The organism is Amycolatopsis sp. cmx-4-54 (assembly GCF_046548895.1).
Classification (GTDB): Bacteria; Actinomycetota; Actinomycetes; order Mycobacteriales; family Pseudonocardiaceae; genus Amycolatopsis.
In genome coordinates, this window is the sequence record NZ_JAEBEJ010000005.1 from 314299 (window position 1) to 338294 (window position 23996).

At 69.8% G+C, this 23996-nt stretch carries 20 protein-coding genes; 6 read left to right on the forward strand and 14 right to left on the reverse strand.

What is annotated here, in order from left to right; genetic code table 11:
• Positions 1-5: 5 nt before the first annotated feature.
• From ACLJQ7_RS18715 to tkt, 7 genes are all read right to left on the reverse strand, one after another.
• A complete protein-coding gene (locus tag ACLJQ7_RS18715) occupies positions 6-1208 on the reverse strand; it encodes a sensor histidine kinase (protein WP_410649461.1) in 1203 nt (400 codons plus the stop codon).
• Between the two features lie 558 nt (positions 1209-1766).
• Positions 1767-2522 carry a 6-phosphogluconolactonase gene (gene pgl, locus ACLJQ7_RS18720; RefSeq protein ID WP_410649462.1) on the reverse strand — a complete coding sequence of 252 codons (756 nt, stop codon included), beginning with the start codon at positions 2520-2522 and terminating at the stop codon, positions 1767-1769.
• Positions 2519-3520 carry a glucose-6-phosphate dehydrogenase assembly protein OpcA gene (gene opcA / locus ACLJQ7_RS18725; protein WP_410649463.1) on the reverse strand — a complete coding sequence of 334 codons (1002 nt, stop codon included), beginning with the start codon at positions 3518-3520 and terminating at the stop codon, positions 2519-2521. The genes pgl and opcA overlap by 4 nt, the downstream gene beginning before the upstream one ends.
• Positions 3517-5046 (reverse strand): glucose-6-phosphate dehydrogenase, encoded by a 1530-nt coding sequence (gene zwf, locus ACLJQ7_RS18730; RefSeq protein WP_063270998.1) that lies wholly within the window; start codon positions 5044-5046, stop codon positions 3517-3519. Before zwf ends, opcA begins: the two co-directional genes overlap by 4 nt.
• Positions 5043-6662, reverse strand: coding sequence for a glucose-6-phosphate isomerase (locus tag ACLJQ7_RS18735; RefSeq protein ID WP_410649464.1), 1620 nt, complete (start codon positions 6660-6662; stop codon positions 5043-5045). Before ACLJQ7_RS18735 ends, zwf begins: the two co-directional genes overlap by 4 nt.
• Positions 6663-6670: 8 nt before the next feature.
• On the reverse strand, positions 6671-7783 hold the full coding sequence (gene tal, locus ACLJQ7_RS18740; protein ID WP_410649465.1) for a transaldolase: 1113 nt from the start codon (positions 7781-7783) through the stop codon (positions 6671-6673).
• A 14-nt stretch (positions 7784-7797) separates the two neighbouring features.
• Complete coding sequence (tkt, locus tag ACLJQ7_RS18745) at positions 7798-9900, reverse strand: transketolase (protein WP_410649466.1); 2103 nt, start codon at positions 9898-9900, stop codon at positions 7798-7800.
• A 300-nt stretch (positions 9901-10200) separates the two neighbouring features.
• Between tkt and ACLJQ7_RS18750 the strand changes: the two genes are divergently transcribed.
• From ACLJQ7_RS18750 to ACLJQ7_RS18765, 4 genes are all read left to right on the forward strand, one after another.
• Positions 10201-11181, forward strand: a complete 981-nt coding sequence (locus ACLJQ7_RS18750) for a heme o synthase (protein ID WP_410649467.1) — start codon at positions 10201-10203, stop codon at positions 11179-11181.
• Positions 11182-11300: 119 nt separating this feature from the next.
• Positions 11301-12482, forward strand: a complete 1182-nt coding sequence (locus ACLJQ7_RS18755) for an MFS transporter (RefSeq protein WP_410649468.1) — start codon at positions 11301-11303, stop codon at positions 12480-12482.
• A gap of 70 nt (positions 12483-12552) precedes the next feature.
• Entirely contained in the window at positions 12553-14808 is a 2256-nt protein-coding gene (locus ACLJQ7_RS18760) for a HelD family protein (RefSeq protein WP_410649812.1), read from the forward strand.
• Positions 14809-14818: 10 nt separating this feature from the next.
• The gene (locus tag ACLJQ7_RS18765) at positions 14819-15388 is read left to right on the forward strand and encodes an FKBP-type peptidyl-prolyl cis-trans isomerase (RefSeq protein ID WP_219153041.1); all 570 of its coding nucleotides are present in this window, start codon (positions 14819-14821) and stop codon (positions 15386-15388) included.
• Between the two features lie 215 nt (positions 15389-15603).
• On the opposite strand, the gene ACLJQ7_RS18770 is transcribed toward ACLJQ7_RS18765, so the two are convergent.
• Together ACLJQ7_RS18770 and ACLJQ7_RS18775 are read right to left on the reverse strand one after the other, a co-directional pair.
• Positions 15604-16131 (reverse strand): GNAT family N-acetyltransferase, encoded by a 528-nt coding sequence (locus ACLJQ7_RS18770; protein WP_410649469.1) that lies wholly within the window; start codon positions 16129-16131, stop codon positions 15604-15606.
• Positions 16128-17099 carry a quinone oxidoreductase family protein gene (locus ACLJQ7_RS18775; protein WP_410649470.1) on the reverse strand — a complete coding sequence of 324 codons (972 nt, stop codon included), beginning with the start codon at positions 17097-17099 and terminating at the stop codon, positions 16128-16130. The genes ACLJQ7_RS18770 and ACLJQ7_RS18775 overlap by 4 nt, the downstream gene beginning before the upstream one ends.
• A 95-nt stretch (positions 17100-17194) precedes the next feature.
• On the opposite strand from ACLJQ7_RS18775, the gene ACLJQ7_RS18780 reads away from it, so the two are divergent.
• Together ACLJQ7_RS18780 and ACLJQ7_RS18785 are read left to right on the forward strand one after the other, a co-directional pair.
• Entirely contained in the window at positions 17195-17503 is a 309-nt protein-coding gene (locus ACLJQ7_RS18780) for a hypothetical protein (RefSeq protein ID WP_034311792.1), read from the forward strand.
• The gene (locus tag ACLJQ7_RS18785; protein WP_410649471.1) at positions 17500-18366 is read left to right on the forward strand and encodes a RimK family alpha-L-glutamate ligase; all 867 of its coding nucleotides are present in this window, start codon (positions 17500-17502) and stop codon (positions 18364-18366) included. Before ACLJQ7_RS18780 ends, ACLJQ7_RS18785 begins: the two co-directional genes overlap by 4 nt.
• Before the next feature lie 76 nt (positions 18367-18442).
• Here ACLJQ7_RS18785 and ACLJQ7_RS18790 read toward each other — a convergent pair whose 3' ends face one another.
• The 5 genes from ACLJQ7_RS18790 to mptB form a co-directional block, all read right to left on the reverse strand.
• A complete protein-coding gene (locus tag ACLJQ7_RS18790; protein WP_410649472.1) occupies positions 18443-19390 on the reverse strand; it encodes an acyl-CoA desaturase in 948 nt (315 codons plus the stop codon).
• 114 nt (positions 19391-19504) lie between these two features.
• Complete coding sequence (locus tag ACLJQ7_RS18795; protein ID WP_410649473.1) at positions 19505-20473, reverse strand: COX15/CtaA family protein; 969 nt, start codon at positions 20471-20473, stop codon at positions 19505-19507.
• A gap of 64 nt (positions 20474-20537) precedes the next feature.
• Positions 20538-21338: an ABC transporter permease gene (locus tag ACLJQ7_RS18800; protein ID WP_410649474.1), complete on the reverse strand. Its 801-nt coding sequence runs from the start codon at positions 21336-21338 to the stop codon at positions 20538-20540.
• Entirely contained in the window at positions 21335-22261 is a 927-nt protein-coding gene (locus tag ACLJQ7_RS18805) for an ABC transporter ATP-binding protein (RefSeq protein WP_410649475.1), read from the reverse strand. Before ACLJQ7_RS18805 ends, ACLJQ7_RS18800 begins: the two co-directional genes overlap by 4 nt.
• Before the next feature lie 19 nt (positions 22262-22280).
• Positions 22281-23867: a polyprenol phosphomannose-dependent alpha 1,6 mannosyltransferase MptB gene (gene mptB, locus ACLJQ7_RS18810; RefSeq protein ID WP_410649813.1), complete on the reverse strand. Its 1587-nt coding sequence runs from the start codon at positions 23865-23867 to the stop codon at positions 22281-22283.
• Between the last annotated feature and the right edge of the window lie 129 nt (positions 23868-23996).

The window sequence follows — 23996 nt, forward strand, 5'->3', positions numbered from 1 at the left end:
CCCGATCACCGGTCGAGCGGGTACCGGGCACGCACCCGGAACCCGCCGTCCTCGGTGTCGGCGGTCTCGAAACTCCCACCCAGCAGTCGAGCGCGTTCGGCCAGCCCGGTCAGCCCGTGTCCTCCCGAGGGCAGGGCCGCACCGGAGGTCCGGGCGCGCTCGTTGCGTATTTCGACCTTGAGCGAACCGTGTTCGCCCTGGATCCGGATGGTCGCGGTGGCGCCGGGCGCGTGCTTGTGCACGTTGGTCAGACATTCCTGCACGGTCCGGTAGGCCGCCGCCGAAACCTGGCTGGGCAGGAGGTCGGGGATCCGCTCGACGGTCAGATGCACCGGGACGTCCGAGCCGCGGATCAACCGGTCGAGTTCGTTGATCCCCGGCCGGGGACCGTCGTCGTCGGAGCCCGAGCGGAGCACGCTCACGAGTGAGCGCAGTTCTTCGAGCGTCTTGGTGCTCAGCTTCCGGATGACCTGCGCGGTTTCGAGCGAGCGGGCGTCGGTGGTCTGCGCCTGCAGCGCGCCGGCCTGCATCGCGATCAGCGTGATCTGGTGCGAGACGACGTCGTGCATCTCCCGCGCGAGGCGGGCACGTTCTTCCGCGCGGACGGCGTCGGCGTGGAAGCGGCGCTCACGGTCGCGGCTGGCGGCCAGTTCGGACAGTTTCTGCGAGATCTCGGTCCGCGCCCCGATGAGCAGGCCGATGGCCACCGGCATCCCGGCGACGATGACGCCGTAGATGCCGTCCAGGACGTGCTCACGCCAGCTGAGCTCGACGAAGTCGGCCAGCGGCCACTGGACGAACCGGCAGGTGAAGACGAGCGCGAACCCGGTCCAGGTCTGCCAGTGCATCTGTTTGCGGGTGGCGAGGAAGCCGAGCGCGATCATCGCGGCCAGCTGCGACCAGCCCGCCAGGAACCCGGGGACGGTGACGATCACCGCGAGGAACGGCAGCTTGCGCCGGAAGGCGAGGCCGAGGCACGCGGCGCCGGACAGGTAGATGGAGTACGGCTGAGCCTTCTCGGGGATCACCAGCCACACGTCGAGCGCGGCGAGGAAGATCGCGAGTGTGTCGATGCCCAGCGCGACCAGCGCAGGGCGTTTGATCTTGGCGAACGACATGACCCCGGCGGCACGGCGCATCCGGTCGGCGGCGTCCGCTCCGGAGCCGCCCACCGAGATACCTGGCATCGAGAGACCCTCTGTGCTCATCGCTGGCGACCTCACTCGTCTTGTGGACTTGAATGGTGAGAGGTGTTCTTCGCCCGATCGGGACGCGCAGGAACGAACAAATGTGCGGATGCTAACGGGTGGATGTACAAGGGCGGTAAGTTTCCCCCAGTCGGGCTAGCGACTGGTCGGTCACTGTCCGTTCTGCGGACAAGTGCATGAACGTTCGGTCGGTCGAATCCACACCGGACCACCCGGGCTCGGTGGTCCGTTGATCGTTTCGACGCGCGAACAAGTCCTCTCTGATGCGAAAGTCCCCGGAAGTTGATCTAAGTCACGTTTCGTGGCCGCGCGGTGACCCTGCCGCGCATCCTTCCCGTCCTTCAGCGTAGGGAAGGAGGCCTTCGCGGACTTCCGCCATGGGGGTGTCACTACCGGGGTGGCCGTGCTCGAACTCGCGACTCGCGTGCTTGGAGGCGTAACTCGCGTGATCAGAGACGTAACTCGCGAGTTACGCCTTGGGGCACCTCGGCCGGAAGCGCGTGAAGGCCCCCTTCCCTCGGCTCAGTCGAGGGAAGGGGGCCTTCACGCGCGAAAGCGTCAGCTTGTAGGTGTCTGGTAGACCTTCGTGAGTTTCGAGGCGGAGCCTCGGTCCAGCAGCCAGAGCGTGCGGCGGCTGCCGCGTGCTCCCGCCACCGGAAGCTCGACCTCGCCCGCACCGGCCAGCGCCTGTGCGACGGCGTCCGCCTTGGCGTCGCCGCCGGTGACCAGCCAGATGTCCTGCGCGCGACGGATCGCGGGCAGGGTCAGCGAGATCCGGGTCGGCGGCGGCTTCGGGCAGTCCCGCACCGCGACGACCGAGCGTTCCTTCTCGTGCACCGCCGGGCTGTCGGGGAAGATCGAGGCGGTGTGCCCCTCCCCGCCGAGGCCCAGCAACATGATGTCGAACGCCGAGTCGTTGGCGGCGAGCACGTCAGCGTACGCCGCGGCAGCGTTGTCCACGTCATCGCCGAACTCGCCGTCCGAGGGTGCCATGGCGTGCACCCGCTTCGGGTCGAGCGGCACGTGGTCGAGCAGCGCCTCGCGGGCCTGCTTCTCGTTGCGGTCGTCCGAGTCCGCCGGGACGAAGCGCTCATCGCCCCAGTAGAGGTCCAGCCGCGACCAGTCGATGGCGTCACGGGCACTGGAGTCGCGCAGTTCCCTCAGGATCGCGATCCCGGTGCCGCCGCCGGTGAGCACCACGGAAGCCGAGCCCTTGGCCGCTTGGACGTCCACGATCCGGGTGACCAGCCTGGCCGCCGCGGCGGCGGCCAGGAGGTCCGGATTCTCGTAGACGACGACCTCGGTCTTGCTCATGAGGTGCCCTTCTTCGACGAAACGGCGGCCTTCTTCGCCGCCGGAGCCGCCTTCTTCACCGGATCGGCCTTGGCCGCGGTGCCCGACGAGATCTTGCCCAGCCCGTTCAGCGAAGCCTCGTAGACCTCGTCCGGGTCGAGCCGCCGCAGTTCCTCGATCAGGCAGTCCTTGTTGTCCCGCCGCTGCAGGGCGATCCGGCGCGTCGGCTGGCCCGGCTGGGTCAGCATGCCGACCCGCCCGTCGGGCCGGTGCAGTTCCACCGGTCCGGACCGCCGGTCCAGCCTCACCGAGATGATGCCCGCGGCACCGCTGCTCTTGACCCGCTTCACCGGCACTTTGAGGTACTCGGCCAGCCAGCCGGCGAGCAGTTCGGTCGACGGCGAGTCGGCCTCGCCGGTCACCGTCGCGCCGGTGACCTTCTCATGCGGCGGAAGGTCCAAAGCGGACACCAGCTGCGCGCGCCAGCTGGTGAGCCGGGTCCACGCCAGGTCGGTGTCACCCTCCACATAGGACTTCGCCCGGGTGGTGAGTGCTCTTATGGGTGCCTTTTCCGCCGCGGAGTCGGTGATCCGGCGCTGGGCCAGTTCGCCGAGGGGGTCCTTGGCCGGGGCCTTCGGACCGGTGCCCGGCCACCAGGTGACGATCGGCGCGTCCGGCAGCAGCAGCGGCACGACCGCGCTCTGGCCCTGCGAGGCCAGCGGACCGTAGAGCCGCAGGACGATGACCTCGCTCGCGCCGGCGTCGCCGCCGACCCGGATCTGGCCGTCGATCCGCGGCGCCGCGGTCCGTGCGCCCTTGGCCACCACGATCACCCGCGAGGGGTGTTCCCGGCTGGCTTCGTTGGCGGCTTCGATCGCCTCTTCGAGCCGGTCGTCGTCGTCGGCCACGATGACCAGCGTCAGCACGCGGCCGAGCGCCACCTGCCCGCCCTGTTCGCGGATCTCGACGAGTTTCTTGTTCAGCTGCGACGTCGTGGTCGACGGCAGGTCGATGATCACGGACGCCTCCAGTTCCGGCCGGTACGTTCCAGCATTTCGTCCGCGGACGGCGGCCCCCACGAACCGGGCGGGTACGCCTCGGGCGCGCCCTTCTTGGCCCAGTGGTCGAGGATCGGGTCCAGGATCTCCCAGGACAGCTCGACCTCTTCGTTCACCGGGAACAGCGACGGCTCGCCGAGCAGCACGTCCAGGATCAGCCGTTCGTAGGCTTCGGGGGACGACTCGGTGAACGCGTGCCCGTAGCCGAAGTCCATGGTGACGTCGCGGACCTCCATCGTGGTCCCCGGCACCTTCGACCCGAACCGCAGCGTGATGCCCTCGTCGGGCTGCACCCGGATCACCAGCGCGTTCTGGCCCAGCTCCTCGGTGGAGGTCGAGTCGAACGGCAGGTGCGGCGCCCGCTTGAACACCACGGCGATCTCGGTGACCCGGCGGCCCAGCCGCTTGCCGGTGCGCAGGTAGAACGGAACCCCCGCCCAGCGGCGGTTCTGCACCTCCAGCGTCACCGCGGCGTAGGTCTCGGTGGTCGAGTCCTTCGCGAAACCGCCTTCCTGCAGCAGTCCCGGCACCTTCATACCGCCCTGCCAGCCGCCCGCGTACTGCCCGCGCGCGGTGGTCTCGTCGAACGGCGCCAGCGGCTTGGTCGCCGAAAGCACCTTGACCTTCTCCGCGCGGAGAGCGCGCGGAGCGAACGAGACCGGCTCCTCCATCGCGGTCAGCGCGAGGAGCTGCAGCAGGTGGTTCTGGATGACGTCGCGTGCGGCGCCGATACCGTCGTAGTACCCCGCGCGGCCGCCGAGACCGATGTCCTCGGCCATGGTGATCTGCACGTGGTCGACGTAGTTGGCGTTCCAGATCGGCTCGAACAGCTGGTTCGCGAAGCGCAGCGCCAGCAGGTTCTGCACCGTCTCCTTGCCGAGGTAGTGATCGATGCGGAACACCGACTCCTCGGGGAAGACGTCGTTCACGATCTCGTTGAGTTCCTTGGCGCTCTTGAGATCGCGGCCGAAGGGCTTCTCGATGACGACGCGGCGCCAGGTGTCCTCACTCGCCTCGGCGAGGCCGGAGCGGGCGAGCTGCTTGGTCACCACCGGGAACGCGCTCGGCGGGATCGACAGGTAGAACGCGGTGTTGCCACCGGTGCCGCGCTCGGCGTCGAGGTCCTTGACCGTCTGCGCGAGCCGGTCGAAGGCGTCGTCGTCGTCGAAGGTGCCTTGGACGAAGCGGATCCCTTCGGCGAGCCGGTTCCACACCGACTCCTTGAACGGCGTCCGCGCGTGCTCCTTGACCGAGTCGTGCACGAGCTCGCCGAAGTCCTGGTGTTCCCAGTCCCGGCGGGCGAACCCGACCAGAGAGAACCCGGCGGGCAGCAGCCCACGGTGGGCGAGGTCGTAGATCGCCGGCATCAGCTTCTTGCGGGCGAGGTCACCGGTGACGCCGAAGATCACCAGGCTGGACGGCCCGGCGATCCGCGGCAGCCGCTTGTCGCGCGGGTCGCGCAGCGGGTTGTTCCAGGCACGTGTCACTCGCCGGCCTCCTGTACCGCGCGGACCAGTTCGGCCAGGCCGGCGGCCCGGTCCGTGAGGTGCAGGCGCAGCACCGGACGGCCGTGCTCGGCGAGCACCTGGCCGTCACCCAGCGCCTGCGCGTGCTGCAGGACGCCGAGCGTGTACGGCCGGTCCGGAACGTCGAGATCGTCCTCGACGGCGCCGGTGAGCTGCAGGAAGACGCCGTTCTGGTGCCCGCCCTTGTGGTACTGCCCGGTCGAGTGCAGGAACCGCGGCCCCCACCCGAAGGTGGTCTGGCGGCCGGTCCGCTTGGCGATCTCGCCACGCAGGAGCGACGTCGACGCGTCGTCGAGACGGTCTAGGTACGCCTGCACCGCGATGTAGCCGGTTTCCGGTGCGGAGTCGAAGAAAGCCCGCAGGATGTCCGCGAGCTTTCCTTCCGTGGCCACGCCTGCCGAGCCGAACACCTCGACCGCGCCGTCCACAGTGGACGGCTTCTCGCCGCCCTTCAGCTTGTCCGGGTCGTCGAGCAGCGACCGCGCGGCCTTCTTGGCGGCCTCGACGTCGGGCTGGTCGAACGGGTTGATCCCGAGCAGCCGCCCGGCGAGCGCGGTGGCGAACTCCCACAGCAGGAACTGCGCGCCGAGCGAGCCGGTCACGGAGATCTTCGCCGCGCCCTCCGCCGGTCCGACCGCCACCGGGGTGGCGTCGTCCTTGGCGTCGGCGAATCCGGGCGCGCTCGGGCCCTCGACGGCGACCGGCAGCAGACCGGTGCCCTGTTTGCCGGTGGATTCGGCGATCAGCTGCTCCGCCCAGTCGGCGAAACCCTTGATCCCGGAACCGGTGTCGCCGATGACGACCTTCTCGGCGCCCTTTTCGTGCGCCGCCGCCCACGCCGCCGCCAGCTTGACCGCGGGGTTGTCCACGGAGTCGGCGGCCAGCTCGTCGGCCACCGAAGCGGCCTGGTCGAGCAGGCGGGCGACGTCCGCGCCGGCGAGCCCGGCCGGGACGAGCCCGAACGCGGTCAGTGCCGAGTAACGGCCGCCGACGTTCGGGTCGGCGAGGAAGACCTTGCGGTAACCCTCTTTTTCGGACAGTTCCGCGAACGGCGAGCCCGGGTCGGTGACGACCACGATCCGCCGCGCCGCGTCGATGCCCGCGTCGGCGAAGGCCTTCGCGAAGATCCGGCGGTGGCTGTCGGTCTCGACGGTGCCGCCGGACTTCGACGACACGACGATGACCGTCCGCTCCAGGTCACCGGCGAGAGCGTCGGCGACCTGGCCCGGGTCAGTGGTGTCGAGGACGGTCAGCGCGACGCCATCCGTCGCGGTGATGACCTCGGGGGCCAGCGATGAACCGCCCATGCCCGCGAGGACGACGCGGTCGACGCCCTCCGAGCGCAGGTCGGTCCGCAATGTCTCGATTTCGCCGATCAACGGCCGCGAGGACTTGTGCAGCGTCGTCCACGAGAGACGGATCGACGCTTCGGACTCGGCTTCGGGACCCCACAGTGTGGCGTCCTGGGACGCCAGTTTCGATGCGACCTGGTCGGCGACGAGCCGCTCCGCGAACGGAGCGGCTTCGCCGGCCAGGGCGGCGTCGACGATTTCGACGCCGGTCGTTTCCCCTGCCATGGTCGGGATCAGTCCTTTGCCTTTTCCAGCTGCCCGGTGACGGTCTCGAGAAGTTCGGTCCACGACTTCTCGAACTTCTCGACGCCCTCGTTCTCGAGGGTGAGGAACACGTCGGTGATGTCGATGCCTGCCGCGCTCAGCTTGTCGAAGACGGCCTGCGCGTCGGCGCCCTTGCCGGTCACCGTGTCACCGGTGACGTCGGCGTGGTCCGCGGCCGCGTCGAGGGTCTTCTCCGGCATCGTGTTGACCGTGTCCTTGACGACGAGCTGGTCCACGTAGCGGGTGTCGGAGTACTGCGGGTCCTTCACACCGGTGGAGGCCCACAGGGGACGCTGCGCGTTCGCGCCCGCCTCGGCGAGTGCCTTCCAGCGGTCCGAAGCGAAGAGCTCCTCGAACGCCGCGTACGCGAGCCGCGCGTTGGCGATGGCGGCTTCACCGCGCAGCGCCTTGGCCTCGTCGGTGCCGATGGCGTCGAGCCGCTTGTCGATCTCGGTGTCCACACGGGACACGAAGAACGACGCGACCGAGTGGATGCCCTTGAGGTCGTGGCCGTTGGCCTTCGCCTGCTCCAGACCGGCGAAGTAAGCCTCGATGACCGCCCGGTACCGCTCGACCGAGAAGATCAGCGTGACGTTGACGCTGATGCCCTCGGCCAGGGTCTTGGTGATCGCCGGGAGACCCTCTTCGGTGGCCGGGATCTTGATCAGCACGTTCGGCCGGTCCACGGTCTTCCACAGGTCCTGCGCCTCGGCCACCGTCTTGTCGGAGTCCTTGGCCAGCCGCGGGTCCACCTCGATGGACACCCGGCCGTCGACCCCGTTCGTGGCGGTGTAGACGTCGCGGAACAGGTCCGCGGCGTTGCGCACGTCGGTGGTGGTCAGCTCACGGATGGTGGCCTCGACGTCGGCGCCGCGGGCGGCGAGCTCCTTGGTCTGCTCGTCGTACGCCTCGCCCTTCGACATCGCGTTGGCGAAGATCGTCGGGTTGGTCGTCACGCCCACGACGTGCTTGTCGCGGATCAGGCCGGCGAGGTTGCCGGTGTTCAGGCGCTCACGGGACAGGTCGTCGAGCCAGATCGAGACGCCTGCCTCGGACAGCTGCGCGAGCTTGTCGTTGCTCATGCTTGCTTTCCCCTTCAGTTCTTGGTGTTGGCGATCGAGCGACGGGCGGCCTCGACGACTGCCTCCGCGGTGAAACCGAACTCACGGAACAGCGTGGCGGCGTCGGCCGAAGCACCGAAGTGCTCGATCGAAACGTTCACCCCGGCGTCACCGGTGAAGCGGTGCCACGACTGGGCGATACCGGCTTCGACGGAGACGCGTGCCTTGACCGACGGCGGGATCACGGAGTCCTTGTAGGACTGGTCCTGCGCGTCGAACCACTCGACACACGGCATCGAGACGACGCTCGCCGGGATGCCGTCGGCCTCGAGGGTCTTGCGGGCCTCGACGGCCAGCTGGACCTCGGAGCCGGTCGCGATCAGCACGACCTCGGGGCTGCCGTTGGACGCCTCGGCGAGGACGTAACCGCCCCGCTTGACGCCTTCGGCGCTGGTGCCCTCCAGGACCGGCACGTTCTGCCGGGTGAGCGCGAGGCCCGACGGGTGGTGGACGTCCTCCAGGACGGCCTTCCACGCGTACGCGGTCTCGTTGGCGTCCGCCGGGCGGACGACGTTGAGGCCGGGGATGGCGCGCAGGGCGGAGAGCTGCTCGATCGGCTGGTGGGTGGGGCCGTCCTCGCCCAGGCCGATCGAGTCGTGCGTCCACACGTAGGTGACCGGCGCCTTCATCAGCGCGGCCAGCCGCACGGGCGGGCGCATGTAGTCGGAGAAGATCAGGAACGTCGCGCCGTAGGGACGGGTGCCGCCGTGCAGCGCGATGCCGTTGAGGATCGAGCCCATCGCGTGCTCGCGGATGCCGAAGTGCAGCGTCCGGCCGTACGGGCTGGTCTTCCACATCTCGGTGGAAGCCTTCTCCGGGCCGAACGAGTCGGCCCCCTTCATGGTGGTGTTGTTGCTTTCCGCGAGGTCCGCGGAACCGCCCCACAGCTCGGGAAGCGGGTCGGCGAGGGCGTTGAGCACCTCACCGGAGGCCTTGCGGGTCGCGATGCCCTTGGCGTCCGGCTCCCACGTCGGCAGGTTGTCCGCGAAACCCTCGGGCAGCGTGCGGGTCGACATCCGGTCCGCGATCTTCTTGCGCTCCGGGTTCGCGGCGCCCCACGCCTCGAACTTCTCCTGCCATTCGGCGCGGGCGCTCTTGCCGCGGTCGACGGCCTGGCGGGTGTGCGCGATGACCTCGTCGTCGACCTGGAAGGTCCGCTCCGGGTCGAAGCCGAGGATCTCCTTGACCGCGGCGACCTCTTCGGCGCCGAGCGCGGCGCCGTGGGCCTTGCCGGTGCCCATCTTCTTCGGCGCCGGGTACCCGATGACGGTCTTCAGCGCGATGAACGACGGGCGCTCGGTCTCGGCCTTCGCGGCCTTGATGGCCTCTTCGATCGCGACGACGTCCTCGCCACCCTCGACGACCTGGGTGTGCCACCCGTAGGCCTCGTAGCGCTTCACGACGTCCTCGGACAGCGCGATCTTGGTGTCGTCCTCGATCGAGATCTCGTTGTCGTCCCAGAAGACGATCAGGTTGCCCAGCTCCTGGCGGCCGGCGATCGAGGAGGCCTCGGCGGTGACGCCCTCTTCGATGTCACCGTCGGAAGCGATCACGTAGACGTAGTGGTCGAAGATGCTCTCGCCGACGGCGGGCTCCGGGTCCAGCAGGCCGCGCTCGCGGCGGGCCGCCATCGCCATGCCGACGCCGTTGGCGAGACCCTGGCCGAGCGGGCCGGTGGTGGTCTCGACACCCTTGGTGTGGCGGTACTCCGGGTGACCCGGGGTCTTCGAGTCCCATTTGCGCAGCTGCTTCAGGTCTTCCAGCTCCAGGCCGAACCCGGCGAGGTACAGCTGGATGTAGAGGGTGAGGCTCGAGTGACCGGCGGAGAGGATGAAGCGGTCACGGGCGGGCCACTCCGGGTCGGCGGGGTCATGACGCAGCGTCCGCTGGAAGAGCGTGTACGCGAGCGGCGCCAGGCTCATCGCGGTGCCGGGGTGACCGCTGCCGCAGTTCTCGACCGCGTCCGCGGCGAGCACCCGAACGGTGTCGACGGCCCGCGTGTCGTTCTCGGTCCAGTCGGCGGGCACGTTGCGCCGGAGGAGTGGGTTCTTCTCGCTGGTAGAGGCGGTTTCGGACACTGAACTCGAACTCCCCGTCATCAGGTTGTGGCTTCTCTTCCCTCGTGGGTAACCCATGTGTACCGCTACTAATCTCAATCGATCCGGAAGGGACGATATTCCTGGTCCGGGCCGTTCGCAGAGGTACGCCGCTGGCTACCGCGGCCAGCCTAATGGTTCGGCCGGTCGAGGACCCGCGATCACCCTCTGGAAACAGCACGTCTAACATCGGGGAAGGGTTCAGATCACGCCGGATCCGGGGCCGCCACATCACCCGGAAGCCTGGTGGACCCCGCCCCGAAAACTGACGCAGGGAGTGAAATGTCGTTGGTGAACGCTGCGCACGGACGCAGTGACAGCACCAGCGCCGTACATCCGACCGGTGAACTGCCGCACGGTGGCCGGCGAACGATCCGCCAGGTCGTCGGCGCGTACGCCGCCCTAGCGAAGCCCAGGGTGATCGAGCTCCTCCTGGTCACCACGATTCCCGCGATGTTCCTGGCAGGCCGGGAAATCCCGTCGCCGTGGCTGGTGCTCGCGACGCTCGTGGGCGGCACCATGGCCGCCGGCAGTGCCAACGCCTTGAACTGCGTCATCGACGCGGATATCGACAAGGTGATGAACCGCACCAAGCGTCGCCCGCTGGTGAAGGAATCGGTGCCCCGGCGAGGCGCGCTGATCTTCGGTCTCGTGCTCGGTGTCCTGTCGTTCGTCGTGCTCTATTTCACGGTGAACCTGCTCTCGGCGATCCTCGCGATCGTGACGATCCTCTTCTACATCTTCGTCTACACGCTGGTGCTGAAGCGGCGTACGTCACAGAACGTGGTCTGGGGCGGTGCGGCGGGCTGCATGCCGGTCGTCATCGGCTGGGCCGCCGTCACCGGCACCGTCGAGTGGCCCGCGTTCGTGATGTTCGGCGTCATCTTCTTCTGGACCCCGCCGCACACCTGGGCGCTGGGCATGAAGTACCGCGACGACTACGAGCGCGCCGGCGTGCCGATGCTGCCGGTGGTCGCCACCCCGCAGCACGTGGCGCGGCAGATCGTCATCTACTCGTGGGTGATGGTCGCGTGGACGCTGCTGCTGGTCCCGGTGACGAGCTGGATCTACACGACGTTCGCGCTCCTGGCGGGCGGCTGGTTCCTCTTCTACGCGCACAGCCTGAACGCGGCGGTGCGGCGCGGCGAGGAGACCAAGCCGATGTCGCTGTTCCACCGGTCGAACACGTACCTGATGATCGTGTTCGTCGCGCTGGCCGTCGATTCGGCGATCGGGCTGCCGGTCATCGGGCTGCCTTTCTGATCTTGTAACGCGTGAAGGCCCCCTTCCCTCGGCTGAACCGAGGGAAGGGGGCCTTCACGCGTTCCCACCTGCTGGCGCGCGTTGCCCAGCCGGGTTACCCGTCGGTACCGTCCGGCGGAGTGAGGAGCACAACCGAGCACCCGGCCACCGTCCGCGCCGGACGCGGGACCATGGCGGTCGCCTGCCTGGTCGTCTTCACCGCGCAGATGGCGACGACGATCTACCTTCCCTCGCTTCCGATGATCGAGCGCGACTTCGGGGTGTCGCGCAGCTTCGCGGCGCTCTCGGTGTCGCTGTTCGTCGTCGGCGCGGCGGCGCCGGTGGTGCTGTGGGGCCGGGCGGCCGACCGTCTCGGGCGCCGGGCCGCGATGCTGGCGTCACTGGGCCTGTTCGTCGCCGCCAGCGCGGTCCTCATCGTCAGCACCTCGCCCGCGTGGCTCCTCGTTCTCCGTTCCCTGCAAGGGATCGGCGCCGGAGGCGCGGCCATCGTCGCCCGTATCGTCGTGCGGGACCTCGGTGACGGCGACGCGCTCGCCCAGCGGCTTTCGGTGCTGTCCATCGCGTTCGTCACCGCGCTCGGCGGCGGGCAGTTCGCCGGCGGGCTGATCGGCGGATGGCAGGGCGGTTTCGCGGTGCTGACGGCGGCGGGCGTGCTCTGTGTCCTGGGCACGCTGATGATCCCGCTCGCCAGGGGCCGCGTGGAGAAGACCGGGATGATCCGGATCTACCTCCGGATCCTCGCCGTTCCGGCATTCCTGCGGCCGACGATCGCGGCGGGGCTCGGCTTCGCGACGATCGTGCTCCTCCAAGAGGTCTCGCCGTTCGTCTTCCAGCAGCACTTCGGGCTGAGCATCGACCAGTACGGCGGACTCGGCCTCCTCTTCGGGCTGGCCTACTTCGCCGGCGCGCTGCTGGTGAACCAGCTGGCCGGGCGCAAAGGCTCGCCGTGGCTGACGCGCGCGGGCGCCCTGGTCATGGCCGGCGCCGGCCTGCTGACGATCGTCTTGTGGCTCTTGCCCGCGATTCCGCTCACAGCCGCCCTCGTGACGTTCGTCGCGCTCTACTGCGGGACCACCTTCGGCCAGGCCGCGCTTTTCCCGAGCAGCATGGCCGTGGCGGTGAGCGAAGTGCCCGGGCAAGGCGCATACGCGGTCGCGCTGTGCGGGTTCGTCGCACAGTCCATCGCGGGCGTCACGGCCACCTTCGCCGCGCTGCTCCACGAGAACGTCGTGTGGGCGAGTGTGGCCACCGTCCTGTCCCTCGCCGCCTTCCTCCTGGTCCGGGTGAGAGCGCGGGAATGAGATGATGGCGGGCGCCGTTGTAGTTCATTCGGCCCCTGTCCCACCTCTCGAAAGCAGGCTGCTTTTGTCCGTGTCCCCGGACCGGGAACTCGACGCGCTCGAGCAGGACGTCGCGCTCGAGCAGCAGTACGTCACCACCCTCTATCGCAAGCTCGACGCCGAACGCGTCGACGCGCAGCGCAGGCTCGACGAGACGCTGCGCCAGACCGGCGGCACCCCGCAGGCGCGCACCGAACGCGACGTCGCCACGACGCTGTACACCGACAGGCTGGCCCAGCTGAGCTCCGTCGAGCAGGGCCTGTGCTTCGGCCGTCTCGACTTCCTGCCGGAGCACGGCGAGGAGACCACCTACATCGGGCGGCTCGGGCTGTTCGACGAGGACGACGACTACCGTCCGCTGCTCGTCGACTGGCGCGCGCCGGTCGCGCGGCCCTTCTATCTCGCCACCGCCGCTTCACCCGAAGGTGTGCGGCGCCGCCGCCACATCCGGTCGCTGAGCCGGAAGGTCGTCGGCGTCGACGACGAGATCCTCGACCTCTCCGCCGCCGACCAGGGCCAGGACCTCGGGCTCGCGGGCGAGGCGGCGCTGCTGGCCGCGCTCGAACGCCGCCGCACCGGCGAGATGAGCGACATCGTCGCCACCATCCAGGCCGAACAGGACCGCATCATCCGCGCGTCGCCGAACGGTGTCCTGGTGGTCCAGGGCGGTCCGGGAACCGGCAAGACCGCCGTCGCGCTGCACCGCGCGGCGTACCTGCTCTACACGCATCGCCAGCAGCTCACCACGCGCGGCGTGCTGGTGGTCGGGCCGAACAGCACGTTCCTCCGCTACATCGGGCAGGTCCTGCCGTCGCTGGGCGAGACCGGGGTGCTGCTGGCCACGATCGGGCAGCTGTACCCGGGCCTGGACGCCGACGGGCCGGTCACCCGCGAGGCCGCCGAGATCAAGGGCCGCCCGGTGATGGCCGGCGTGCTCGCCAACGCGGTCCGCGACCGGCAGCGCGTGCCGGAACCGGTGCTGGAGATCGAGTTCGAGCGCGAGATCCTCATGCTCGACCGCAAGACCTGCACCGAGGCGCGGACGCGGGCCCGCCGGTCGCGCCGTCCGCACAACCTCGCCCGGCGGATCTTCGTCTCGGATCTCCTCGACGCGCTGACCCGGCAGGCCGCCCGCAAACTGGGGGAGGACCTGCTCGACGCGCGGGACGTCCAGGACATCCGGGCCGAGGTGGCCGCGGACAAGAACGTGGCGGCCGCGATCGACGGGCTGTGGCCGAAACTCACCCCCGAGATCGTGCTCGACGAGCTGTTCGCCGACCGCGAACGGTTGCGCAGCGCGGCCGGAAAGGCCCTGTCGGACACCGACCGTGAGCATCTCTACAGCCCCACGGACGCGAAGTGGAGCCCCTCGGACGTCCCGCTGCTCGACGAACTCGCCGAGCTGCTCGGCGAGGACGACACCGAAGCCCGTGCCGAGGCCGCCCGCCGCGAGCGGGAGGACCGCGCGTACGCGGAAGGCGTGCTCGACATCCTCGAACAGGACGAGGAGATCGTCGACGAGGAACTGCTGCGGGTGGGCGACGTCCTCGACGCGGAGCTGTTCGCCGAACGTCAGCAGCGCCGCAGCGAGATGACCGCGGCGCAGCGGGCCGCCCAGGACCGAACGTGGACCTTCGGGCACGTGATCGTCGACGAGGCACAGGAACTGACCGCGATGGACTGGCGGCTGCTGATGCGCCGGTCGCCGAACCGGTCGATGACGCTGGTCGGCGACGTCGCCCAGACCGGGGCGGCCGGCGGGGCGCGGACGTGGGGCGAGGCGCTTTCGCCGTACGTCGCCGATCGCTGGCGGCTCGAGGAACTGACCGTGAACTACCGGACCCCGGCGGAGATCATGGCCGTCGCCTCCCGGGTGCTCGCCGAGGTGAACCCGGAACTGGAGGCACCGGTTTCGGTGCGGGAGACGGGTTTCGAACCCTGGCTTCGGTCCGTGGACCCGGCGGATCTCACCGCGGAACTGCCCGGCCTCGTCGACGCCGAACTGTCCGCCGTGGACGGTGGGACGGTCGCCGTGCTGTGCCCGTCGCCGTTGGTCGCTTCGCTCTCGGAGACGCTCGGCGAGGCCGGAGACCGGGTGTCGGTGATGCCGGTCGAGCGAGCGAAGGGCCTCGAGTTCGATTCGGTGCTGCTGGTGTCCCCGGACGAGGTCGTCGCCGGGTCGCCGCGCGGGCTCAACGATCTCTATGTGGCCCTGACCAGGGCGACCCGGCGGATGGGCGTAGTGCAGACCGGTGACCTTGTTCCCGCGCTGGAGGGTCTTGGCTAAGGTCGGCCGCATGCGCACATTCGGCAAGATCGTGGTCATCGGCGCGGGCGTCCTCGCCCTGGCGGCCTGTGGCGAGAAACAGAACACCGCAGGTTCGGCCCAGACCTCCGGCGCGGCCCCCGCGTCGGCGTCGTCGTCGGCTCCGGCCGCCCCGAAGGGCAAGGAATGCACGGCCGAGGACGTGAAGACCACCGGGAAGTTCGGCGAAGCGCCGACCATCACCATCCCGGACGACTGCGACCCGCCGAAGAAGCTCATCACCAAGGACCTCGAGCCCGGCACCGGCGAGGGCGCCAAGGCGGGCGCGAACCTGAAGATGAACTATTCGCTGGTCACCTGGTCCAACAAGCAGAAACTGGACAGCTCCTTCGACCGCGGTGAACCGTTCGAGCTGACGCTCGGCGCCGGCATGGTCATCCAGGGCTGGGACAAGGGCCTCGAAGGGATCAAACAGGGCGCGCGGCGGCTGCTGATCATCCCGCCGGACCTCGGCTACGGCCAGGGCGGGAACGGTATCGCGCCGAACGAGACCCTGGTGTTCGTGACCGACGCGGTGAGCGTCCCGACCGACAAGGGTTGATGGGGACTTCCGACGGCTTGACCGGCCCGGTTGCTTTGCCTGGTGTACATGAGATCGCCCCCTTCCTTGCGCCTAAGTACAGGAAGGGGGCCTTCATGTACTGGGGAAGGTGTGAACGTCGAGTTTCTTCGGCTGACCCGAGGGCGATCATCGAGTCCGTGAAGGCCTCCTTGAGGGACCCAAAGTCCCTCAAGGAGGCCTTCACGGCGTCCTGCTCAGCCGGCGTACTCCCAGGTGAGCAGCGTGATCTCCAGCCCCTTCTCGACCTTCGTCTCGGGCGCGGCGTCGGTCGGGGCATAGCCGACGCGGCGGGCGACGGCCTGGCTGGCCGCGTTCTCGGCGTCGATCTTCAGCTGCAGCGGTCCGAGCCCGAGGTCCAGCGCGTGAGCGGTGAGGACCCGCAGCGACCGTGCCGCCAGGTCCTGCCCCCGGTGGGCGGGACCGACGGCGTACCCGAGTTCGGCCGCGTCCTCTTTCAGGAACAGCACCACCTCGCCGAGCGGATCGCCGCCGTCGGCGGTGATGGCGAGCCGTAGTCCGTTGCCTTCCGCGCGGCGGGCGACGGACTTCGCGTAGTGGGCCTTCGCGGCCACCTCGTCGAACGGGGAAGGCAGCGGCGTGAACCGCGCGACGGCCGGGTTGTCGAACAGTCCCGGCATGTGCGCGATGTCGTCCTCGACCCACTCCCGCAGGACGAGCCCCTCAGCGGTGAGCCGGACTTCTTCCGGCCAGAGTGTCGTCACGGGATCAGCAGGAGCTTGCCGGTGGTGCGGCGGCCCTGGAGGTCTTCGTGCGCCTGACGGGCGTCGGCCAGCGGGTAGCGGCCGCCGATCCGGATGTTCAGCGAGCCGTCTCCGACGGCGGCGAACAGCTCGTTCACGCGCCACTCCAGTTCCTCGCGGGTGAGCACGTAATGCGCGGAAGTCGGGCGGGTGAGGTAAACCGAGCCGCTGCGGTTGAGCTGCTGCGGGTCGATCGGCGGCACCGGGCCGCTGGCCGCGCCGTAGAGGGCGAGCAGGCCGCGGATCTTCAGGCTCGCCAGGCTGCCGTCCACAGTGGACTTGCCGACGCCGTCGTAGACGACCTCGACACCCTTGCCGCCGGTGAGGTCGCGGGTGGCCTCGGCGAAGTCGACCTGGTCGTAGCGGATGACGTCGTCCGCGCCCGCCTGCTTGGCGAGTTCGGCCTTCTCGTCCGTGGAGACGGTGCCGATGACCCGGGCGCCGCGTGCCTTGGCCAGCTGGACCAGCAGCAGGCCCATGCCGCCCGCCGCGGCGTGGATCAGCACGTCGTCACCGGCCTTGACGTCGTAGGTCGAGGCGATCAGCGCGTGCGCGGTGATCCCCTGGAGCATCGTGGCGGCGGCGGTCTCCTCGGAAACGCCGTCCGGGATCTTCACCGCGATCGTGGCGGGAACCAGACGACGCTGGGCGTAGCTGCCGAGCGAGCCCTGCCAGGCGACGCGGTCGCCGACGGCGAACCCGGTCACGTCCGCGCCGGCCGCGGCCACCGTGCCTGCCCCCTCCATGCCCAGGATGAACGGCGTGTCGACCGGGTAGATGCCCTCGCGGTGATAGGTGTCGATGTAGTTGACGCCCGCCGCCGCGACGTCCACGAGCAGTTCACCGGAACCGGGTTCACCGACCTCGACTTCCGACAGCTCAAGGACTTCGGGACCACCGGTTCGCCGGATCTGCACTGCCGCGGGCATACATCCTCCTCGTTCAAGGTCGTTCCGACCGGCACAACTATGGCCGACGCCACGGTTATTCCGCGCCTCGGGCCTTTCGCGGTTAAGCTCGGCGCGTGGCTGAGACCGAAGAGAAGACCGAGACCGCCGCCCCCACGTCGCGCCAGGTCGCGGCCGCCCGCGACTTCGTGAAGCGGCACGGGAAGCCGTCGCGCGCGGTGGTGGAGAACATCGGCCGGGTCGGGGCGCGGGTCGTGCTCGTAGGCGCCGACGGCGCGCTCGGCGACGTCGTCGTCACCTCCGTGGAGGCGGGCGAGGCGCTGGTCGAGGCCGTCGAAGACCTCGAGCCCGCCGAGTGGGACAGCGAGACCGTGAAGGCCACCAAGATCGGCGCCGAGCACCGCCGCCGGATGGCGGGGAAGTGAGCGGCTCCGCGATCTTCGTCGGCTGCTCCGCGCTGCCCGACGGCGACGGCGACGAGCACGCCGTACCCGAGGCGCTGGCCGACCTGGGCTTCAAGACCCGCTGGGCCGCTTGGGACGACACGACCGTCGACTTCGCCGCCGCGGACATCGTCGTGCTGCGTGCCACCTGGGACTACGCCGAGCGCCGCGACGAGTTCCTGTCCTGGACCGAGTCCGTGCCGGCGCTGGCCAATTCGGCCGAGGTCGCGCGGTGGAACACCGACAAGTCCTACCTGGCCGAACTCGGCGACGCCGGGGTCGCGGTCGTGCCGACGACCCTGATCGCGCCGGACGAGAAGGCCCCGCGCTGGCCCAAGGACGAGTTCGTGCTGAAGCCCGCCATCGGCGCCGGCTCGCGGGGAGCGGGCCGGTTCACCGCGGGCGACGCGGCCGCCGCGCACCTCTCCGGGCTGCAGGCCGACGGGAACACGGTGCTGCTCCAGCCGTATCAGTCCAGTGTGGACAGTGCGGGCGAGATCGCGCTGGTGTACTTCGGCGGTGTGTACTCGCACGCGTTCTCGAAGGCCGCGATGCTGGGCCGGGAACTCGACGAGTCCGGGCTGTACGTGACGGAGAAGCTCGCTCCCGTGCAGCCCGCTGCGACCTTCCGCGCGCTGGCCGAAGACGCTCTGGACGCGACGGCGGCGCTGCTCGGCATCCTGCGCGCGGAACTGCTTTACGCCCGCGTCGACCTCGTCGCCGGGCCGGACGGGCGGCCACTGGTGCTGGAACTGGAGCTCGTCGAGCCTTCGCTCGGGTTCCGGCAGACCGACGCCGCCGCGGCCTGGCGGTTCGCCTCCGCCGTACGCCAGCAACTCGCCTGACGCCCCGCGTTTCGTCCTCTGAATGCGGTGGATGCGTGTGCAACTACCGCATTCAGAGGACTGATTGCGACGGGGGTCAGGCGGGCTTGACGAGTTTCGCGGCCAAGCGCTCCGGCTTCGGCCACCGCACGTCCCGCGCCCAGCCGAACTTCTCGAACAGCCAGATCACCCGCGCCGACACGTCGACCTGTCCGCGCAGGACACCGTGCCGCGCGCAGGTCGGGTCGGCGTGGTGGGAGTTGTGCCACGACTCGCCCATGGACAGGATCGCCAGCGGCCAGAAGTTCGCCGCCTTGTCACGGCTGGCGAACGGGCGCTCGCCGACCAGGTGACAGATCGAGTTCACCGACCAGGTGACGTGGTGCAGGAACGCGATCCGGACCAGCCCGGCCCAGAAGAACCCGGTCACCGCACCCCACCACGACCAGCTGATCAGCCCGCCGAGCACCGCGGGCAGCGCGAGACTCAGCGTGATCCACAGCCAGAAGTACCGGTTCACCACTCGAAGATCCTTGTCGGCCACCAGGTCCGGCGCGAAGCGGTCGTAGTTGGTCACCTCGCGGCTGAACATCCAGCCCATGTGCGCGTGCCAGAAACCGCGCAGCAGCGCCGAGGGCGACGTCCCGAACAGCCAGGGGGAGTGCGGGTCGCCTTCGCGGTCGGCGAAGGCGTGGTGGCGACGGTGGCTGGCCACCCAGAAGATGACCGAACCCTGCACCGCGAAACTGCCGGCGATCGCGAGCGCCACACGCAGCGGCCGCCCGGCCTTGAAGGCGCCGTGGGTGAAGTAGCGGTGGTATCCGACGGTCACCCCGAGCGTCCCGACGGTGTAGAACACGGCCGCCAGCGCCAGATCGACCCAGGTCATACCCCAGCCCCACACGATCGGCACGGCGGCGAGCAGCGCGACGAACGGGACCAGTAGGAAGGTCTTGAGTATCAGCATCTCCCCGGAGCCCCGGCGGTGGGAGATCAGGGGTTTGGACGGACTGGCCGGTGCGTCCGGCTCGGTGCTGGCGGTCATACGACACCTCGTGCCTCGACTCGGTGGTGACCCCCGTGCGGGGCACCGAACGCAGCGTAAGGGCAGTGTCTGGCGAGCACGCCGCCCGGGGGTTACGTCCGGTTTGCCAGGGGGTCAGTTCGAAGTGGCGAGTTCCCGGTCAGCGGCGGGCGAAACCGGCGCGGACCCGCGATCGCGTGAACCGCACCACAGTGCCGCGGTCGAGATGATCACCAGCGCGGAGCCGAGGACGTGGAACGAGACCAGCGCCTCCGGGACACCGAGGGCGTACTGCACCGAGCCCACGACGCCCTGGAGGACCGCGACGACCCATACGATGGTGTACCGCTGCCACAGCTGCTTCGGTGTCTCGCCACGCATCAGCTGGAGGCCGAAGACGGCCAGCACGATCAGGTAGACCACCAGCAGCCCGCCGTGGATCTGGGTGAGGGTCTCGATCGGGGCCTGGAGCCGGTGGGTGCCGGGGTCGCCGCCGTGCGGGCCCGCCCCGGTCACGGTGGTTCCCGCCGCGAGGACGGCCCACATGGACACGGCGAGCGCGATCAGCGTCTTGCGGCCCGCGTCCGGGATCAGCCAGCGGGCGGGTTCGTCGCCCTCCTTGAACGCACGCAGCAGCAGGACCGCGAGCCAGACCAGGGGAGTGGAGGCCAGGAAGTGGAGCGCGACGGTCCACCATTCGAGTTTCGCGAGCACGGTGATCCCGCCGACGACGGCCTGCAGCATCACGCCGGCGGGCATCGTCCAGGCCAGCTTCACCAGACGGCGGCGGCTCGGGTGCTCGATCTGCACGCGCCACGCGGTGATCACGCACAACGCGGCGACCAGGATGACCACCCCGGTCAACATCCGGTTGCTGAACTCGATCCACTGGGTGAGCATGTCCAATTCGGGATGCGCGACGGGCACGATGCTGCCTTCGACGCACTGCGGCCAGGTCGGGCAGCCGAGGCCCGAACCCGTCACCCGGACGACCGAGCCGGTGACGCCGATTCCGGCCTGAGCGATCACCGCCGCCATCGCGACCGCTCGCTGGACCGCGGACGAGGGATACGGCAGACGCGCTACAAGGCTCTGGAACGGCACCGTCCGATGCTAGAACGCCCTTCCTGAGAGCGTTCCACCGGCCGCACCCGCTGTGTCGGCCGCCTCAGGTCAGCTTCGTGGTCTTGCTCGCCAGCGCGCCCGCGACGACGCCCCAGCCGACGAGGACCGCGAACGGGCCCCAGCCGAACGAGCCGTCCAGCAGGACCGACCGCAGGCCTTCGGCGAGCGCGCCCGAGGGCAGGAGTTCGACGATCCACGCGACGCCGGAGGGCATGGTCGACGGCGCCAGCAGGATGCCGCCGGCGAGCAGGAGGACGAACCAGACGATGTTCGCCAGCGCCAGCACGGCCTCCGCGCGCAGCGCCCCGCCGAGCAACAGGCCCAGCGCGCCGAACGCGAGCGTGCCGACGATCAGGAACGGGACGGCACCGAGGACCCCACCCGGCGACGGCGACCAGCCCAGCAGTGCGGCGACGCCACCGAGGATCACCGCCTGCAGCGCGACCACGACCAGCGCGGCGGCCACCCGGCCCGCGACGAGCAGCCAGCGGGGGAGCGCGGTGGCGGAAAGTCGTTTGAGGACCCCGTAACGGCGGTCGAAGCCCAGCGCGATGGCCTGCCCGGTGAACGCCGAAGACATCACCGCCAGCGCCAGGATCCTCGGCGTGATCCAGTCCACTTTGGACGAATCGCCGAGTTGCGACGACGGCAGGATGTCCAGCAGCGACAGGCCGATCAGCAGCGCGAGCGGGATCAGCAGGGTCAGCAGGATCTGCTCGCCGTGGCGCAGCGTCAGGCTCGCTTCGACCTTCGCGTGCGTGCGCAGCATCTTGCCGAGCGAACCGCGGCCGGGAGCCGGGGTGAACGTGCCCGGGGCGAACCGCGGCGTGGGGGTGGTCGTCATGCGCGCAGTTCCCGTCCGGTCAGCTCCAGGAAGACCTCTTCCAGCGTGCGCCTGCCGACCTGCAGTTCCTCGGGCATGACACCCTGCTGCGCGCACCACGCTGTCACCGTCGACACCACCTGCGGGTCGATCGGGCCCTCGACGAGGTACGTCCCCGGCGACGACTCGTGGACGAGGTGCCCCTCGGGCAGCGCCGCGGTCAGCAGCGCCGTGTCGAGCCGCGTCCGGGCCTTGAACCGCAGCTGCGCGGACTCCCCGGCCTCGACGGTCAGCGACCGCGGGGAACCTTCGACGACGACCTTGCCGTGGTCCACGATCACCACGGTGTCGGCCAGCGTTTCGGCCTCCTCCATCAGATGCGTGGTGAGCAGCACGCTGACCCCGTCGGCGCGCAGCGCTCCGAGCAGATCCCAGACCAGGCGGCGAGCTTGCGGGTCCATCCCCGCCGTCGGTTCGTCGAGGAAGAGCAGTTCCGGTCGTCCGACGAGCGCGCAGGCGAGCGAGAGCCGCTGCTGCTGCCCGCCGGAAAGCCGTTTGAACGGCGTCTTCCGCGCTCCCGCGAGACCGAGGACGTCCAGTAGCCAGGCCGGGTCGAGCGGGTTCGCGGCACACGCGGCGACCAGACCGAGCATCTCGTCGGCGCGGACGCCGGGATACGCGCCGCCACCCTGGGGCATCACGCCGATCCGGGGCCGCAGCGCGGCGCCGTCGCGTGCCGGATTCAGGCCCAGCACCCGGACTTCGCCGTCGTCAGGCCGCAGGAAGCCTTCGCAGATCTCGACGGTGGTGGTCTTGCCGGCCCCGTTCGGGCCGAGCAGAGCGAGCAGTGCGCCACGTTCCATCCGCAGGTCGAGTCCATCGACGGCGGTGGTGGATCCGTAGCGTTTCACCAGCCCGGTGATCTCGACGGCGGGGGCGTTCACGACAGGTCACGATACGGCGTCACGCCGGGACCGAATGCTCCGGGGACGGTCTGGACAGCAGCAGTGGTGAGAGGCGGTGGACGATGAACAGCCCCAGAAGCGTGACGACCCCGGCGGCGGCCCACGCGAACGGCAGGACGAAACCGCGACCCTCGAAGGTGCTTCCCGTCGTCGGCAACAGGAACGGCAGGACGGCGGTGACGATCGTCGCGGCGATGCGGAACCGCGAGGTCCCCGCCGCCGCGGCGAGCGGGATGATCGCCCACAGCAGGTACCAGGGCTGGAGCGCGACGTGCAGCACCATCACCGCGCCCAGCGAAACACCGAGGCCGATGATCGGCCGGTAGCGCCATTTGAAGCTGTCCCAGAGGAACTTGACCGTCACCGCGCCCGCGACGAGGTAGCCCAGCGTGCCGAGGATCGGCACCATCGCGTTGGTGTGGTTGCCCAGGCCGAGCGCGATGCCGAGGACGCCGCCGAGCGCGGCGAGTTCCGACGTCGGCGAGATCCACGAGCGGACCAGTCCCGGTGTCCCGAGCGCGCCGACCCAGCCGAAACCGAGTCCGGTGCCGTAACAGACCGCCACCAGCACCACGCCGAACAACAGCGCCATCGGCACCGCGGCGGTGACCAGGTCCTTGATCCGGCCGTGCCGGCGTCTGGCCACCATCACCGTGAAGAACGGCAGCGCCAGGACCGCGTTGATCTTCACCGCGACGCCGAGGGTGATGAGCGCCACTCCGAGCCCGATGTAGAGCAGTTCGCCCTTGGCCAGCGGGGGAGGGGCGTCGTCCTTGAACCGCACCGGCATCCGCTGGAGACCGACCTCCAGCCCGGCCACCATGAGCCCGATCGCGAGCGCGTCGTTGTGGGCGCCGGCGACGAAGTGGAAGATCAGCAGCGGGTTCGCCGCGCCGAGCCACAGCGCGGTGGCGGGCTGCACGCCGAACCGCCGGGCCAGCCGGGGCAGCGCCCAGATGATCAGGATGACGCCGATCAGCGCGAGCCCGCGCTGCAGCAGCACCCCGGTGACGATGTTGCCGCTGCTCAGCGGGGCGAGCCAGCCGCCGAGACGCAGCAGCAGCGGGCCGTAGGGCGCCGGCGTCTCGCGCCACATGTTCGAGACACCGGAGGTCAGCGGGTCGGAGACACCGAGGGCCTCGGCCGGGCCGAGGGAATACGGGTCCATCCCGCGGGCGACGATCTCGCTCTGCGCGAGATAGCTGTAGACGTCACGGGAGAACAGCGGCGGGATGAACAGCAGCGGCGCGCACCAGAGCGCGATGGTGCGGGCGAGCTGGCCCTGGGTGGCGAGGCGGCGGCGCGCGGGTTGCGCGAACCGGCCGAGCAGCAGCCAGCTGAGCACGATGATCGCCATGCCCGCGAGGCCCATCGCGAGCGAGACCATCGGGATCCGGGTGAACAGCCGCAGGACCGGGATCTCCTGCACCGGGTTGATCACCGGGGCGGCTCCCGCGCCGAGCGAGCCGAGGGCGAGGAAGAGCGAACCGACCGCGCCGAACCGGCGGACCACGTTCAGTCCGCGCAGTTCCTTATCGTCCAGCGGTTCCGGCTCGTGCGGGCGCCCGGGGACGAGCGTCGCCACCGGCCCGGCCGCGCGGTCTTCCGGCTTCGCCCCGTCCGTGCCCCGCTGTGCCGGGTGATCGCCCACTACCACGCACGAAGGGTAGCGATGCCGGGAACAGACCGGGCGGGTACGTGGTTTCCCCTGTGC

Bases quoted from the DNA above. Each gene is read 5' to 3' on its own strand.
- tal (WP_410649465.1), bottom strand. From the start codon at position 7,783: ATGAGCAACGACAAGCTCGCGCAGCTGTCCGAGGCAGGCGTCTCGATC.
- pgl (WP_410649462.1), bottom strand. From the start codon at position 2,522: ATGAGCAAGACCGAGGTCGTCGTCTACGAGAATCCGGACCTCCTGGCC.
- ACLJQ7_RS18775 (WP_410649470.1), bottom strand. From the start codon at position 17,099: ATGCCCGCGGCAGTGCAGATCCGGCGAACCGGTGGTCCCGAAGTCCTT.
- ACLJQ7_RS18750 (WP_410649467.1), top strand. From the start codon at position 10,201: ATGTCGTTGGTGAACGCTGCGCACGGACGCAGTGACAGCACCAGCGCC.
- ACLJQ7_RS18800 (WP_410649474.1), bottom strand. From the start codon at position 21,338: ATGACGACCACCCCCACGCCGCGGTTCGCCCCGGGCACGTTCACCCCG.
- ACLJQ7_RS18715 (WP_410649461.1), bottom strand. From the start codon at position 1,208: ATGAGCACAGAGGGTCTCTCGATGCCAGGTATCTCGGTGGGCGGCTCC.
- ACLJQ7_RS18765 (WP_219153041.1), top strand. From the start codon at position 14,819: ATGCGCACATTCGGCAAGATCGTGGTCATCGGCGCGGGCGTCCTCGCC.
- ACLJQ7_RS18735 (WP_410649464.1), bottom strand. From the start codon at position 6,662: ATGGCAGGGGAAACGACCGGCGTCGAAATCGTCGACGCCGCCCTGGCC.
- ACLJQ7_RS18790 (WP_410649472.1), bottom strand. From the start codon at position 19,390: ATGACCGCCAGCACCGAGCCGGACGCACCGGCCAGTCCGTCCAAACCC.